The sequence below is a fragment of the Pseudomonas sp. LBUM1643 genome (assembly GCF_059716215.1).
Genome location: NZ_CP166813.1, coordinates 3,012,510 through 3,027,729, shown reverse-complemented (window position 1 = coordinate 3,027,729; position 15,220 = coordinate 3,012,510). Strand labels below are relative to the sequence as shown.

Genomic DNA, 15,220 nt, shown 5'->3' with positions numbered 1-15,220 from the left:
TGCACAAAAATTTTAGACGGCCAGTTTACGGCGGTTGTACAAACCACCCAACAAACCGGTGAAGCATCCGATGAGTAACCCGCCGACATGGGCCGCGTTGGCAATTTCACCGAAACCGATCATCGAGACCAGCCCGGACAGGCACAGCAGCAGCCAGACCAGCATCATCACCAGCACGCCCCGTGGCAGGCGATAAGCCGGGTTCGGCGACAGCATCTGGAAGATCCAGCAATGCCCGAGCAAGCCGTACAACACGCCGGACAACCCGCCAAACAACGTCGGACCGCTGAACAGATACTGGGCGTAGTTGGAGACCAGGCTGAACAGCAGGGTCAGGCCAATCAGATTGATGCTGCCCTGGCGGGATTCGATCCGCCGCCCCAGTTCCCAGTACCACATGCCGTTCATGGCCAGGTGCAGGATGCCGAAGTGGATCAGCATTGGCGTTACAAGCCGCCACCACTGCCCCGCGGCCAGGCTGTCAGCCAGTGGCACGAAATGGATGTACTCGCCGACCACGCGGAAATCGAGGAAGGTCAGCCAGTGCATCGTGTCGAGGTTTTCGCCCAGCAGCGTGACAGCGCCGACGATCATGCTCAGCACCAACACCAGGCCGGTTGCCTTGGCATGACGCAACTGTTCGATAAAGCCTGGGCGCTTGGTGGTTTGCGCAACCGGGATGTCCAGCTGCTGATCGGGATCACCCGCCGGAAAGCGTTCGTACAGCGAGCGCACGTCTTCGCTGATGTTGGCGGGTACCCACAGCACCTGTTCGCCAGATTCCTCGCTGACCCGATGCGGAACCTGCATGCGCTGCAGCAATTTGACGAACCCGCTCAGGTCCACCGCCAGTGGCAGGCGCAGTACGGCGACGGTACTCATTGCAGCACCTCCGGACGCTCGACATCGACCCAAACGAACTTGTTCGGATCCAGTCGTGTCTCCTGATCCAGGCGATAGGCAACGAGTTTGCCGTAGAGCACCGCGCTGTAATCCAGGCAACCGAGGTTTGGACGGATCGGCGCGGGTTTGCCACTGCGCCAGTAATGACCGACGAACAGCAGGGGCTCGTCGACGCCGTAGCGCAGCAAGGTATTTTTTTCGATAGAAGACAGTGGCGTCTTGGCCACAGGGTCAGGCAAGGCATCAGGCTGGAACACAATGTCTCCGTAGGTTTGCGGGTCGTCTTCCCAGAACTTGGTGCGAAAGAACGATCGCGTCAGGCCATCGCCGCTGGTCATGGTCAATCCGTCCGGCAGGCGCATGTCGGTGCCGCGCAACAGGCGGTCGAACACGGTGCAGGCAAAACTGCCGGGCACCGCCGAGGACTGGAGGAAATGCTCATCGACGCACCCATTGGGGAACTGGGCCCGCAGCGGTGCGATCAGGCCGGCATCCCAGCAGGCGTGCACCACCCGGAAACGCCCGGCATCGACGAACAACGGCATCTCATAGAACCATTGCAGGAAGTCGTGCCAATCGGCGGGATGGTGTTCGAACTGGGTCAGGGTTTCGGCCAACAGGCGGGCATGGCGCGGTGTGTGTTCGCGCACGTATTGCTTGCCGCTGCCCGGTGGCGCAGGCGTGCTCCAGCCGAGGGCATTGAACTCGTGGTTGCCCATGATGCACAACGCCTGGCCGGCTTCGACCATGTCGTGGACGATGTGCAGCGCCTCGCGAATCCGCGGGCCACGGTCGATGATGTCTCCGACGAACACCGCCATACGCGACGGATGGCGCCAGACGCCACCTTGTTTGTGATAACCGAGCCGGTCGAGCAAGTGCTCAAGGGTCAGAGCGCAACCGTGCACGTCACCGATCAGGTCGTAGCTACGCGCGGGATCGAGCATCAGTCGCCTCCACCACCCAGCCGACTGCCCCAGCCGAGCTTGGTCCGGCAGACTTCATAGTAGTTGTGGTCGAGCGGGTGGATCAGTCGCAGTTTCTGGGCTTTCTTGCTGACGGTGATGGTGTCACCCGGCGCGCAGGTGAAGTGGTTTTGCCCGTCACAGGAGACTTGCGGGTAGATCTGCATATCCTTGGACACGACGATTTTCAGCTCACTGTTGCCATCGACCACAATTGGCCTGCCCGACAAGGTATGGGGGTACATCGGCACAATCACAATAGCGTCGAGCTTGGGGTGCATGATCGGGCCACCGGCTGACAGCGCATAAGCCGTCGAACCGGTGGGCGTAGCGACGATCAGGCCGTCGGCCTTCTGGCTGCACACGAACTGGCCATCGATATACAGCTCGAATTCGATCATTCGCGTGGATTTGCCAGGGTGCAGCACCACGTCATTCAACGCATCGCCCTGCCCGATGGCTTCGGCGTGGCGGCGGACTTCGGCCTGGAGCAGGAAGCGGTTTTCAACCAGATAATGGCCGTCCAGCACTTCAGCCACTTTGACTTCCAGCTCATCCGGGCGGATGTCGGTCAAAAAGCCCAGGCTGCCGCGGTTGATACCCAGCACCGGAATATTGTGTCGGGCCAGTGCCCGGGCCGCGCCGAGCAGGCTGCCGTCGCCACCGACCACAATCACCATGTCGCACACTTCGCCGAGCATCTTGCGCGACGAGGTTTGCAGGCCATGACCTGGCAGCACTTCGGCAATGGTGTCTTCGAGGATCACGTGTAGATGACGATCGAGCAGAAACCGTTTCAGTCGGCGGACGGTATCCAGCACCTGCGAACTGCCAAGGCGACCGATGATGCCGATATTACGAAATTGCTCCATGGGGCTTCCAGGCTCTGCGACGGCGAAAAACACGATTATGGGCGAAAGCGCGGCATAGACAAAATCCTTTCAGCGACAAGGGTGTAGTCACGTTTAGAGCTATGCTCGCAAGATGATCCTATTTCCAGACTTGCTTCAGTTGCCCCACCAGTTACGCCATCCAGAGGTGCGTGACCTGGCGTGGGTGATTCTCGCGCCGCCCATGCTCAGCGATACGCCATGGCCGCAGCGTCACCCGCTGGCCGGCAGTGACTGGGTGCAGGCGCCCGAACGCCTGGAGAGCTGGCTCAGGCAACTCGATCAAGACAGTTACGACTTACTGCACTGGCTGGCCCAGGCACGAACCCGTCGACTGGGTTTGTACTACGAGCGCTTGTGGCAGTACGCGGTGCGCCACGCGCCGGGTATCGAGCTGATTGCCGCGAACCTGCCGATTCGGCGCGAAGGTCATACTCTGGGTGAGCTGGATATGCTGTTGCGCGATCGCGACGGCGTGCACCACCTGGAGTTGGCGATCAAGCTGTACCTCGGCCCGCAGAATGGCGACGGTACCGACCCGGCGCAGTGGCTCGGACCTGGCTGTCATGACCGGCTGGACCGCAAGCTGGCACACCTCAGCCAGCATCAACTGCCCATCTCGGCACGCCCGGAAAGCCGTGAGGCGCTGGCAGCGCTGGATATTCAGCAGTTCAGCGCGCATTTGTGGCTGGGGGGTTATCTGCTGTATCCGTGGCCCGGACAGGCCGAATCGCCGAGCGGTGCGCATCCGCAGCATCTGCGTGGAAGCTGGCTGCATCAGAAGGATTGGGCGCTCTTTGTCGCGCAACGTCCGCCGGGTCGCTGGCAACCCCTGCCCCGTCACGCCTGGCTGGCACCGGCGCACTACCCCGTCGAGCAGACGTGGAACGATGAGCAGTTGAACGCCTGGCTGGGCGAACTGGACCCGCTGGCGCCCGCGCAGTTGCTGGTGAGATTGACCGAGAATGCCGAAGGGGACTGGGAGGAAGCGGAGCGGTTGTTTCTGGTGGCGGATCTTTGGCCGAATGTGCCGGGCAATGGTTGAGTCTTTGTGGTGACAGGTCTGGCCAAATCGCGAGCAGGCTCACTCCCACATTGAATCTGCGTCATGCACAGATCCCTTGTGGGAGTGAGCCTGTTCGCGATGACGCCAACGCGCTCTAGAAGGACAACCGCAACGCCAGCGCCGCCAACGTCACCAACAACACCGGCACCGTCAACACAATCCCGACTTTGAAGTAATACCCCCATCCAATGCGGATGCCCTTGCGCTCCAGCACATGCAACCACAGCAACGTCGCCAGACTGCCAATCGGGGTGATCTTCGGGCCCAGGTCGCTGCCGATGACGTTGGCGTAGATCATCGCCTCCTTCACTACACCCGTCGCCTGGCTGGCATCGATGGATAACAACCCGATCAACACGGTTGGCAGATTATTCATGATCGAAGACAGCAGCGCCGTCAGCACCCCGGTCCCCATCGCCGCGCCCCAGACGCCGTAACCGGCAAACCCGTCCAACCAACCGGCCAGATAGCCCGTGAGCCCCGCATTACGCAGCCCGTAGACCACCAGATACATGCCCAGCGAGAACACCACGATGTGCCACGGGGCTTCTTTCAGTACCTTATGGGTGGAGATCTTGTGGCCGCGGGCCGCAATCACCCACAGCAACGCGGCACACACGGCGGAAATGGCACTGATCGGAATGCCCAGCGGTTCGAGGGCAAAGCAGCCCGCCAACAAAATCACCAGGACCACCCAACCGGCATAGAACGTTGCCTTGTCATGGATTGCACTGACAGGGTCCGCGAGTTGTTCGGGGTCGTAATCCTTGGGAATGTCACGACGAAAAAACCACATCAACACCAGCAGCGTCGCAGCGACACTGACCAGGTTGACCGGAATCATCACTGCCGCGTAGCGATTGAATCCGATGTTAAAGAAGTCGGCAGAAACGATATTTACCAGGTTCGAGACCACCAGCGGCAGGCTCGCGGTGTCGGCAATAAAACCGGCACCCATCACGAAAGCGAGGGTCGCTGCAGGTGAAAAACGTAACGCCAGCAACATGGAAATCACGATGGGAGTGAGGATCAGTGCAGCCCCGTCATTGGCAAACAGCGCCGAGACCAGTGCGCCGAGCAACACCATATAGGCGAAAAGTTTGCGCCCGCTGCCACGTCCCCAACGGGCGACGTGCAGGGCTGCCCAGTTGAAGAAGCCGGCCTCGTCCAGCAAAAGACTGATGATGATCAGCGCGACAAAGGTGCCGGTAGCGTTCCAGATGATTTGCCACACCAACGGAATGTCGCTCAGGTGCACCGCGCCGAAAATCAGCGCCAATACCGCGCCGAGTACCGCACTCCAGCCGACGCCAAGGCCTTTGGGTTGCCAGATCACCAGTGTAATGGTCAGCAGGAAAATCAGTGACGCCGTGAGCATGCGATGCAACCTTGGAAAAACGATGAAACATACAGCATCTCGAAGACTGCCTCTATCCTGCCAACGCCGAACCTGAACCATAAACCTTCTAGCAGCTGCCGAGCCTGCGAGGCTGCGTTCGACTGCGAAGCGGTCGCCGTTCGGAAGGCGAGGACTTCGTCCTCGAACGCAGCCTCGCTGGCTCGGCAGCTGCTACAAGGGACAAAAGCTCAACAATGCGTTCAGGGCATCAGGCTTTTTTGTGTTGCTCTACCCATTTTCCGTAAGCATCGATGAATTTTTGCAAGAACGGTTTGACCGACTCGGACAGATTGCCCGCCTCATCGAATGCCGAACCCGCGCCGCCAAGGTAGGCCTCCGGCTGCTGCATGCACGGTACATCGAGGAAAACCAATGACTGGCGCAGATGGTGGTTGGCGCCAAATCCGCCAATCGCGCCAGGGGAAACGCTGAACACGGCACCGGGCTTGCCGCTCCAGGCGCTCTTGCCGTAAGGACGCGAGCCGACGTCGATCGCATTTTTCATGGGGGCGGGTACAGAGCGGTTGTATTCCGGGGTCACAAACAGCACCGCGTCGGATGAACTCACTTCTTGTCGGAAAGTGCTGTAGGCTGCCGGCGGTGAAGCGCCATCGATGTCTTCGTTGTAGAGCGGCAATTCACCAATTTCGACAATGTTCAGCTTGAGATTCGCAGGCGCCAGATCGGCCAACGCCAGTGCCACCTTGCGATTGAGCGATTCCTTTCTCAAGCTGCCGACTACTACGGCGATTGAATAAACATTGCTCATGGAAGATTCTCGACTGTTCAACGGAAAGAACTTGTAGTTATAGATGACGATTCAAGCAGCGGGCGCCTGAAAATTGCCGCCCCTGACTATTTTTTTCTTGCAGGAAAACTTACTTCACTCAGCCACGGTCTACCCAACCGAAAATTGAGTGATTTATCTCCAGAGGTTCTAAGCAGATGGCAGCAGTACTCGTCGGTCAGTTCCATGCAAGAGACGCGGAAGGCCGTGTTTATTCGGTGCATGAGTTCCAGGAATCCACCCCGTCGGCAGACGGCCTGACCGGCTCCGTGCCCGTCACCACCTACAAACTGGCAATTGGCGACCGCGTCAAAAAGCTCGATGACAACCAGTTTCTGCTGATTCAATCGGACGTCACCATCGTTCGCGAACCCGACACCTATGTCGGCAGCCGCCCGGAAACCACCGTCGCTTCATAACCTTGCGTTATGAGCAGAAGTCATATGCGCGGACTTGGGTTAGGATTCAGCCACTGACTCCCTCACCTGCTGAACATGGACTTCACGCATGCGTTTACGTCATATCGAAGTGATCCAGGCGCTGTTGCAGACCGGTCACCTGGGTACTGCCGCCGAATGGCTGCAGTTGCCGGTGACCGAGGTGGAACGCATTTTGCGCGACGCTGAGGATCATCTGGGTTTCATGCTGTTTTCCAGCGTGCGTGGACGCTTGCAGGCCACGCGTGAAGCGCGGGAGTTGCAGGTTGAAATTGCCCACGTCTACGAAGCGCTGGAACCGCTGCAGCGTCTCGCCAGCAGCCTGAAGCAATATCAGGCCCCGCCCCTGAGAATCATCTGCACGCCGCCCTTGGCCCAACAACTGTTGCCACAGAGCATCGCGGCCCTGCGACGGCACCTGCCCGACGCACCTTGCACGCTGTTGAGCCAACCCACACGCGAAATCGTCAGAAGCCTGTTGCTGCGCGAAAGCGACCTGGGTCTCAGCCTGCACGATCCCGATCACGCCGACATTCAGTGCCAATTGATTGCCCAGGGCAAACTTCAGTTGCTGGCGCCCCACGGCTGGGTCAAACCGAAGCAGAAGTACATTTCGCTGCAGGATCTCGCGGGGCAATCATTGGTGGGTCTCGAAGGGCACGATCCGCTGAGCCCGGCGTTCGATAACAAACTGCATGCCCTGCGCCCTGCCCCGGTCATCCACACACGGGTTCAGACGCATCAGATGATGCGCAGCATGGTTGAAGCCGGGGAAGGCCTGGCGATCGTCGATCCGTTTACCGCGCTCGGCGCCCGATCGGCCGGTCTGGACGTCTGCCCACTGGCGCCAGCGGTGCCCATCAGCCTCTATGCCCTGACGTTGAAAAACGGCGAACCGTTACCGGCGGTTCAGGCGCTGCTGGAAATCGTTACGGAACAAGCCGTGGCGATGTTGGCGAACTGAGCGGATTTTCCAGCGGATTATCAAACAGCCGGTACCAGAACAGTGCGACTTCGGCAGTGTTCGGATCAATACCGCGATAGCGCAAGTAATCGATCCCGCCGACCACATATCCGCAGCGTTCATAGAGCCTGCAGGCGCCGAGGTTGTTGTTCTGGGTTTCGAGCATGATGCCCGGCAATTTCTTTTTTCGACTCCAGAACTGCGCCACGTCCAGCAGCGCCTTGGCGACACCATGCCGACGGGCCGGCGCATGCACTGCCAGTTCGTCGATGTGGGCAAAACCGTTCCAGTTGGTGCTGACCACCAGATGCCCCACGGGCTCGTCATCGAGAAACGCCATGAAGATCGCGCTGTCGGTCGCGTCACGGAAACTGCTGAACTCTTCCGGATCGATGCCATAGCACTTGCGGTAGGGGGTGATTGGCGTCACAGGCCACTGCGCCACAGGCTTGCCCACCTCGGCCCCGCCATAGGCGGTGACTTCGAAACTGAAATCACTGCCCCAGATATAGGCGGCAAAACCATCGTCGGCAACGCGCACCGACAGCCCTGGGTATTTTGGATTGATAACGGGTTGCATACTGGGAAAAGTCCTCATTCCTTGATGCAATCAACGGTGTAGTGCCGTCCATTGCCCTCGTCTTCGTGTTGCAAACCATGCACATCAGCAACGAACCCCGGGAAGCTGCTATCGAATGTGCGGGCAAACGCCAGGTAATCGATGATTGAGCGGGTCGCGTCGGTAAAACGTTCTCCGGGCATGATCAGCGGAATGCCCGGCGGGTACGGTACCAGCATCACAGCGGCGATCCGCCCATCCAGAGCATCGATCGACACCGCTTCAATATCGCCGCGTACCAATTGATCATAGGCGTCAGAGGGTTTCATGGCGATTTGCGGCATCACCGTGTACATGCGCTTGAGGTGTTTGGCCGTGGCATTGCTGCGGTAACAGGCGTGCAACTGATCGCAAAGATCGCGCAGACCCATACCGCGATAGCGTACGCCGTCCTCTTGAGCCACGCACGGCAGGCAGGCCGACAAACTGACGTTGGCGTCGTAGCTGCGCTTGAACTCCAGCAACTCCGTCAGCAACGTACTCCACTTGCCCTTGGTGATGCCCATGGAGAACAGCACCAGAAACGAATACAGCCCGGTTTTTTCCACGACCAGGCCCCGCTCCCATAGGAATTTGCTGACCACCGCCGCCGGAATCCCGCGCTCGCTCAACGCGCCGCCAGCCGTCAGGCCGGGCATGACCAGCGTGACCTTTATCGGATCGAGCAACACATAGTCGTCCGTCACACCGCCAAAGCCGTGCCATTCCGCGTCCGGTTGCAACAGCCAGTCTTCAGTGACGACCCGATCAATGCCTTCCACAGAGGGCGGCTGCCAGATCGAAAACCACCAGTCATCCGCGGCGATGTGCTGACGCAAGTTGGCCAGGGCGCGGCGAAAGCTCAGCGCCTCATCGAACATTTCCTGCAGCAATGAACGCCCTGCCGGCCCTTCCATCATGGCCGAGGCGACATCCAGCGAGGCAATGATGCTGTATTGCGGCGACGTGGAGATATGCATCATGAACGCTTCATTGAAGCGATCGCGGTCCAGCTGCCGGGCGCCGCCGTCCTGCACATGAATCATCGAGGCCTGACTGAAGGCTGCCAGCAGTTTGTGCGTGGAGTGGGTGGTAAACACCAGCGGGCTGTCCTCACTGCGCGATGTGCCCATGCCGTAACGGCCGGTGAAGAACTCGTGAAACGCCGCGTAGGCGTACCAGGCTTCGTCGAAGTGCAAGACCTCGACACTGTTGCCCAGGCTTTGCTTGATCAGCTCTGCGTTGTAACAGAGGCCGTCATAGGTTGAATTGGTCACAACGGCGAGTTTGACTTTGGGCGCGCGGCCTTTGGTCAGCGGGCTGGCGTCGATCTTGGCCTGGATCGATTCGCGGCTGAACTCGCTGAGCGGAATCGGTCCGATGATCCCCAGTTCGTTGCGTTCCGGGCACAGGTACAACGGAATGGCGCCCGTCATGATGATCGAATGCAGCACCGACTTGTGGCAGTTGCGATCCACCAGCACCAGGTCATCGCGAGCGACCATGGAGTGCCAGACGATCTTGTTCGCGGTGGACGTGCCGTTGATCACGAAAAACGTGTGATCGGCACCGAAGTTTCGCGCGGCGCGCGCTTCAGCTTCCGCCAGTGGCCCGGTGTGGTCGAGCAACGAGCCCAGCTCCGGCACTGACACCGACAGATCGGAACGCAGGGTGTTTTCGCCGAAGAACTGGTGGAACGCCTGCCCCACAGGACTTTTGTGATAAGCCACGCCACCGCCGTGACCCGGCGTGTGCCACGAATAGTTGGAGTCGGCCGTGTGCTGAACCAATGCCTTGAAGAATGGCGGCAGCAGGCCATCAAGGTACTTGCGCGCGGCTCGTGCGACCTGGCGGGCGAGAAAGGGCACGGTGTCTTCGAACAGATAAAGAATGCCGCGCAACTGGTTGAGCTCGGCCATGGCATCGGCCGGAGCATTTTCCAGGGTCACCTGCTCGCCCAGCGCGAAGATCGGCAGGTCCGGCGCACGTACCCGCGCAAGCCCGATCAATTCGGCCATGTTCTGTAACAAATGGGAATGGGCGCTGGCGTCTTCACTCGCGATCAACATGCACGAGAGACCATGGTGGGTCGAGGCGACGAGGCGTCCTTCGGTGTAATCCACCGCCGAGACGATGCTGAAGCCTTCCTGCTCCAGCTCCCGGGCAATGCCACGTACTCGATCACCGGCAACGGTGTCGGCCTTGATGTCGCGATGGACAATCAGGACCGGGAATTTCAAATCTTTATACATGGGGCTCAGTGTCCTGAGGCGGCAGACCATGGTCGGCCAATCACTTCAGGGTAGAGGGTTGAAGCGAATGTGGCGAGTGCGGATGCACTGAAACGGGTCGTCGGGTGCACTACGTTTTATCAATATCAAAAGATCGCAGCCTCGTTTCACTCGACAGTTCCTACTACGGAATGCTTGATCCTGTAGGAGCTGTCGAGTGAAACGAGGCTGCGATCTTTTCGACGGACCTACGCCTGCGCTTCAGCCTTGGCTTCGACCAACTGCTGCCATAAAGACGGCGCACCGGCCGCCTTGGCAACCGCTTCAAGCCGCGCTATGTGTTGGGACAGGTCGTCCTCGCTGGCGCGGATGATCCGTGTTGGCTGGCGATCAGCAGGCAAGCGTCGAATTTCGGTGGCCGAGTTGTCCGCCCCTTCGCCGGAACCGTTGCCATCGGAGGCGTTGCCCGCCAGCGAAAGGCTGGTCTGGCCACCGGTCATGGTCAGGTAAACGTCGGCGAGAATCTCGGAGTCGAGCAAGGCGCCGTGCAGTTCACGGCCGGAGTTGTCGACGCCATAACGTTTGCACAAGGCATCCAGGCTGTTGCGCTGCCCAGGGTGACGTTCCCGGGCCATCATCAAGGTGTCGAGGATCGAACAGTGTTGCGTAATATCAGCGCGATCGTGCTGACCCATCAGGGCGAATTCGTTGTTGATGAAGCCAACGTCGAACGCCGCGTTATGGATGATCAGCTGAGCGCCTTTGATGAACTCGTAGAATTCCTCGGCCACTTCATTGAAGCGCGGTTTGCCCACCAGGAATTCGTTGGTGATGCCGTGGACGCCGATGGCGCCTTCGTCACTTTCACGGTCAGGCTGCAGGTAAACGTGGAAATGCCGGCCCGTCAGGCGCCGACCAATCAACTCGACACAACCGATTTCGATAATCCGGTGGCCGTCGGTCACCGGCATGCCGGTGGTTTCGGTATCGAGTACAACGGATCTGGTGGCCATCAGTGCTCAGCTCTCAACGGGGTCATTCGTGCAAAAGCGGCGATCTTAACACGCCAAGGGAGGGATTCGAGGGTCAGGCTTGCTTGTACCCGCGAACCTCATCGACCCCACGGTTGGCCAACTGATCCGCACGTTCGTTGCCATGATGGCCAATGTGCCCACGTACCCATTTCCAGGTGACGTTGTGGCGATTGACCTGCTCATCCAGCAGCTTCCACAGGTCAGCGTTTTTCACCGGTTCCTTCGCGGCGGTTTTCCAGCCACGTTTCTTCCAGTTGTCCATCCACTCGTTGATGCCTTTCATTACGTACTGTGAATCGGTGACCAGCAGCACGTCACACGAACGCTTCAGCTCTTCGAGGCCGCGAATCGCCCCCATCAACTCCATACGGTTGTTGGTGGTGTTGGCTTCGCCGCCCCAGAGTTCTTTTTCCACACCCTTGCACACCAGCAAAGCGCCCCAGCCGCCTGGACCAGGATTGCCCTTGCAGGCGCCGTCGGTAAAGAGTTCTACGCTATCGCTCATGCCATTCTTTCCAGAAAATACGGTGGCTCGCCGATCTGTGATCGACGATGCCCGAGGCCGGGGCAAACCCGGCCGGGAATTAAAAGAGGGTATTACGGTTCGATGCGGCGACGGTTGACCTTGGCCATCGGCAGTGGGATCAACTTGCCCATCGGCTCGCGGCGCTCCTGACGGACAGGGCGCAGCCCTACCACGATCTTGCGCGCCACTAATAAATAGAAGCCCCCGCCCGACAGCTGCCATTCACCGGCCTTGCGTTCCCAACCGGCCAGACGGGTCTGCCATGCCGGAGACGCAAGCGGCGGACGATAGCACCCGAAGCGGCGTTTCTCCAGCGCGAAGCCCAGCAGGTTCAACCAGTCACCGACTCGCGACGGAGAGATGCAACGTGCCTTGCTCAAGGCATCATGGGCGAACACATGACGCAGTCCCCAGCTACTCCAGGGGTTGATGCCGATAATCAGTAAATGGCCACCGGGGCGCACGCTGCTTGCCGCTTCGCGCAACAGACCGTGGGGTGACAGGCAAAAATCCAGCCCATGCTGCAGCACCACGACATCGGCGGCATGCTCGCTAAGTGGCCAGGCTTGTTCTTCGCAAACGATCTCGACACCCGGCAGCGGCGCGCCGAGCCGCACATTGCGCTGAACCTGCGGCGCCGAAGGCGGTGTCTCGGCCGACGGCCCGTAGTGCACCAGGTAGCCACCAAAGAACCGTCCCAACTCGTCCTCGAGCATGCGACGCTCTTCATTCAGCAGGAATTGCCCGATCGGACCGGACAGCCATTCACGGGCTGCGCTGATCAGTTCCAGCCAGTCAGGATCGGCCTGTGCGAACGCTTTATCGGTCATTGCATTCTCCAACGCGCCAGGAAGCTCTAAGATGCGCCAATGTTTTCCGCTTGGCGAATTCGACGATGATACAGATCAGTGCCCTACCCGCCTTTACCGACAACTACATCTGGTTGTTACAAGATCACGGTACCCAACGCTGCGCCGTGGTCGATCCGGGCGATGCAGCGCCCGTCCAGGCCTGGCTTGCAGCACACCCAGGCTGGGTGTTGAGCGACATTCTGATTACGCACCACCACCATGATCACGTCGGTGGTGTCGAGCTGCTGAAAAAGGCGACGGACGCAATAGTATATGGCCCCGCCAGCGAAAGTATCCCGGCCAGGGACGTAGCACTCAAGGACAACGACCGCATCAGCGTACTGGGCTGGGAATTCGATGTCTTCGCGGTTCCCGGCCATACCCTGGGGCATATCGCCTTTTATCATCATGGCTTGCTGTTTTGCGGCGACACCCTGTTTGCCGCCGGTTGCGGCCGCCTGTTCGAGGGCACGCCGGAGCAAATGTACACCTCGCTGACGCGGCTCGCCGAATTGCCTGAAGATACGCTGGTGTATTGCACACACGAATACACCCTGAGCAATCTGCGCTTCGCGGCGACGGTCGAACCAAGCAATCAAGACACCGCCGAACGGCTCGCAAAAGTCGTTCAACAGCGCGAGGCAGGGATCATGACGCTGCCCTCGACGCTGGCTCTGGAAAAACTGACCAATCCGTTCCTTCGTGCTGGCGAAACATCCGTTAAACAAAAAGTGGACGAACGGAGTGGTACTGATAATGCCGGTCCGAGTACGGTTTTTGCTGCCTTGCGAGCGTGGAAAGACAAGTTCTAGGGGGGCTACTCATCGGTACAAGAATTCTGAATGGTTGACCGCAGGGGGTGTGCTTTCTAGAATCGCCCGACATTTTTGCCCGGAACTTACTTCCAGCCAATGTCGTCATCTATTCGTAAAGCCATCAATTCAGACGCATTGACCCGCTTGGCTCAAGCCATCGCGGTGGCTGTGTCCGCCACCCTGGCGGGCTGTTCAAGCCATGTGCCGCAGACCGAAGCGGTACACACTCCGAATATCGCCGCACGAGCCAAACAGAAGCCCATCTGGCTCAGCGAAAAACCTGTACCGCAAATCCCGCAGGATGTCTGGGAGCGCATGCGCCAAGGCTTCCAGCTGCAGGACGGGCTGGGCGTCAACCCGCGCATCGAGCAGCAGCGCCTGTGGTTCGCCAGTAATCCGTCCTTCCTGGAAAACGCCGGGGATCGCGGCAGCCTCTACATTCATTACATCGTCGAACGCCTTGAAGAACGCAACATGCCGCTGGAACTGGCGCTGTTGCCGGTGATTGAAAGCGCCTACAACCCGATGGCCTATTCCCGGGCCGACGCGGTGGGTCTTTGGCAATTCATCCCTTCCACCGGGCGTTACTTCAACCTGCGTCAAACCCGTTTTTACGATGGCCGACGTGATATCACCGCCTCGACCACCGCGGCGATGGATTACCTGACCAAACTGCACGACATGTTCAACGGCGACTGGCTGCTGGCCCTCGCGGCTTACAATGCGGGTGAAGGTACGGTCAGCCGGGCCATCGAGCGTAACGAAAAGCTGGGCCTGCCAACCGATTACTGGAACCTGCCGCTGCCGGCTGAAACCCAGGCTTATGTACCGAAGTTGCTGGCGCTGTCGCAAGTGGTGCTCTCGCCTGAAGCCTACGGGGTGAACCTCAACCCGATCGCCAACGAACCCTACTTCCAGGTTGTCGAAATCAACCAGCGCATGGACCTGTCCAAGGTTGCAGCGGTCGCCAACATCGACGAAGACGAGCTGTTCCAGCTCAACCCGGCGTTCAAACAGCGCACCACTATCGATGGCCCCCAGCATCTGCTGGTGCCGACATCGAAGGCCCAGTTGCTGACGACCAGCCTGTCGACCATGCGACCCGACGAGTTGATCAGCAAACGGCCGCTCAAACCGGTTTTCGAAGGCGTAGACAGTCGTGAAGTGGCGAGCCTCAAGCGCACCTATCGGGTCAAGCGTGGCGACAACCTCGGCACGATTGCCAAAGCCAACAACGTCGACGTCAAAGACCTGCAACGCTGGAACAAGCTGACGGGCAAGAACCTCAAGGCCGGCCAGACCCTGGTGATGCAGGACAACACCAAACGCAGCGCTGGACGTATCAACACGGTAGTCGCGTCGAACAGCAAGAAGCAGCAGACCCGGTACAAGGTCAAGCAAGGCGACTCGTTGTACATGGTGGCCAAACGATTCAACGTTGAAATGCAGCACCTCAAGCGCTGGAATCCGCGCGTTGGCCAGGCCCTCAAACCTGGACAGATGCTGACGGTGTACTCCCCGCATTAAAAAGAGCCCCTGACTTCAGGGGCTTTTTTTCTCCGCCAGTCTCGATTCCGGAATAACCCCGCCCTCTGTAGGAGCTGTCGAGTGCAACGAGGCTGCGATCTTTTGATCTTTTAATGACAGGATCAAAAGATCGCAGCCTCGTTGCACTCGACAGCTCCTACAGGGGGATGGTGCACAGCGCAAAGTCCGAAACCAACGCAGGATTCGCCAGCGGCTACAAGGGCCTG

General features: G+C 59.3%; 15 protein-coding genes. 5 read left to right on the top strand and 10 right to left on the bottom strand.

Translation table 11 applies throughout. The features are described from left to right. Positions 1–12: 12 nt before the first annotated feature. The 3 genes from ACA063_RS13705 to ACA063_RS13695 are packed head-to-tail and all read right to left on the bottom strand — an operon-like array spanning position 13 to position 2,740. Positions 13–882: a rhomboid family intramembrane serine protease gene (locus ACA063_RS13705; protein WP_497666301.1), complete on the bottom strand. Its 870-nt coding sequence runs from the start codon at positions 880–882 to the stop codon at positions 13–15. Continuing rightward, the gene (locus ACA063_RS13700; protein ID WP_497666523.1) at positions 879–1,853 is read right to left on the bottom strand and encodes a metallophosphoesterase; all 975 of its coding nucleotides are present in this window, start codon (positions 1,851–1,853) and stop codon (positions 879–881) included. Before ACA063_RS13700 ends, ACA063_RS13705 begins: the two co-directional genes overlap by 4 nt. Continuing rightward, on the bottom strand, positions 1,850–2,740 hold the full coding sequence (locus ACA063_RS13695; protein ID WP_162436772.1) for an NAD(+) kinase: 891 nt from the start codon (positions 2,738–2,740) through the stop codon (positions 1,850–1,852). The genes ACA063_RS13700 and ACA063_RS13695 overlap by 4 nt, the downstream gene beginning before the upstream one ends. Positions 2,741–2,852: 112 nt before the next feature. Between ACA063_RS13695 and ACA063_RS13690 the strand changes: the two genes are divergently transcribed. Continuing rightward, positions 2,853–3,803: a DUF1853 family protein gene (locus ACA063_RS13690; RefSeq protein ID WP_497666300.1), complete on the top strand. Its 951-nt coding sequence runs from the start codon at positions 2,853–2,855 to the stop codon at positions 3,801–3,803. A 115-nt stretch (positions 3,804–3,918) separates the two neighbouring features. On the opposite strand, the gene ACA063_RS13685 is transcribed toward ACA063_RS13690, so the two are convergent. Together ACA063_RS13685 and ACA063_RS13680 are read right to left on the bottom strand one after the other, a co-directional pair. Next, entirely contained in the window at positions 3,919–5,202 is a 1,284-nt protein-coding gene (locus ACA063_RS13685; protein ID WP_497666299.1) for an arsenic transporter, read from the bottom strand. 229 nt (positions 5,203–5,431) lie between these two features. After that, positions 5,432–5,992, bottom strand: coding sequence for an NADPH-dependent FMN reductase (locus ACA063_RS13680; protein ID WP_162436775.1), 561 nt, complete (start codon positions 5,990–5,992; stop codon positions 5,432–5,434). Between the two features lie 176 nt (positions 5,993–6,168). Here ACA063_RS13680 and ACA063_RS13675 point away from each other — a divergent pair, with 176 nt between their 5' ends. Further along, positions 6,169–6,429: a hypothetical protein gene (locus ACA063_RS13675; RefSeq protein WP_497666298.1), complete on the top strand. Its 261-nt coding sequence runs from the start codon at positions 6,169–6,171 to the stop codon at positions 6,427–6,429. An 88-nt stretch (positions 6,430–6,517) separates the two neighbouring features. Beyond that, the gene (locus ACA063_RS13670) at positions 6,518–7,411 is read left to right on the top strand and encodes a LysR substrate-binding domain-containing protein (RefSeq protein WP_497666297.1); all 894 of its coding nucleotides are present in this window, start codon (positions 6,518–6,520) and stop codon (positions 7,409–7,411) included. Here the strand turns inward: ACA063_RS13670 and ACA063_RS13665 are convergent. The 5 genes from ACA063_RS13665 to ACA063_RS13645 form a co-directional block, all read right to left on the bottom strand. Then, positions 7,377–7,991 carry a GNAT family N-acetyltransferase gene (locus tag ACA063_RS13665; RefSeq protein WP_162436778.1) on the bottom strand — a complete coding sequence of 205 codons (615 nt, stop codon included), beginning with the start codon at positions 7,989–7,991 and terminating at the stop codon, positions 7,377–7,379. The genes ACA063_RS13670 and ACA063_RS13665 overlap by 35 nt on opposite strands. Positions 7,992–8,005: 14 nt before the next feature. Next, positions 8,006–10,261 carry an Orn/Lys/Arg family decarboxylase gene (locus ACA063_RS13660; protein ID WP_497666296.1) on the bottom strand — a complete coding sequence of 752 codons (2,256 nt, stop codon included), beginning with the start codon at positions 10,259–10,261 and terminating at the stop codon, positions 8,006–8,008. Positions 10,262–10,488: 227 nt separating this feature from the next. After that, positions 10,489–11,253: a DNA polymerase III subunit epsilon gene (dnaQ, locus tag ACA063_RS13655; protein WP_497666295.1), complete on the bottom strand. Its 765-nt coding sequence runs from the start codon at positions 11,251–11,253 to the stop codon at positions 10,489–10,491. A gap of 73 nt (positions 11,254–11,326) precedes the next feature. Continuing rightward, positions 11,327–11,779, bottom strand: coding sequence for a ribonuclease HI (gene rnhA, locus ACA063_RS13650; protein ID WP_008028618.1), 453 nt, complete (start codon positions 11,777–11,779; stop codon positions 11,327–11,329). A 92-nt stretch (positions 11,780–11,871) separates the two neighbouring features. Next, on the bottom strand, positions 11,872–12,630 hold the full coding sequence (locus tag ACA063_RS13645; protein ID WP_497666294.1) for a methyltransferase domain-containing protein: 759 nt from the start codon (positions 12,628–12,630) through the stop codon (positions 11,872–11,874). Positions 12,631–12,695: 65 nt separating this feature from the next. On the opposite strand from ACA063_RS13645, the gene gloB reads away from it, so the two are divergent. Beyond that, positions 12,696–13,463, top strand: a complete 768-nt coding sequence (gene gloB / locus ACA063_RS13640; protein WP_497666293.1) for a hydroxyacylglutathione hydrolase — start codon at positions 12,696–12,698, stop codon at positions 13,461–13,463. Positions 13,464–13,562: 99 nt separating this feature from the next. Then, positions 13,563–14,993, top strand: a complete 1,431-nt coding sequence (locus ACA063_RS13635) for a transglycosylase SLT domain-containing protein (protein WP_497666292.1) — start codon at positions 13,563–13,565, stop codon at positions 14,991–14,993. The last annotated feature ends 227 nt before the right edge of the window (positions 14,994–15,220 follow it).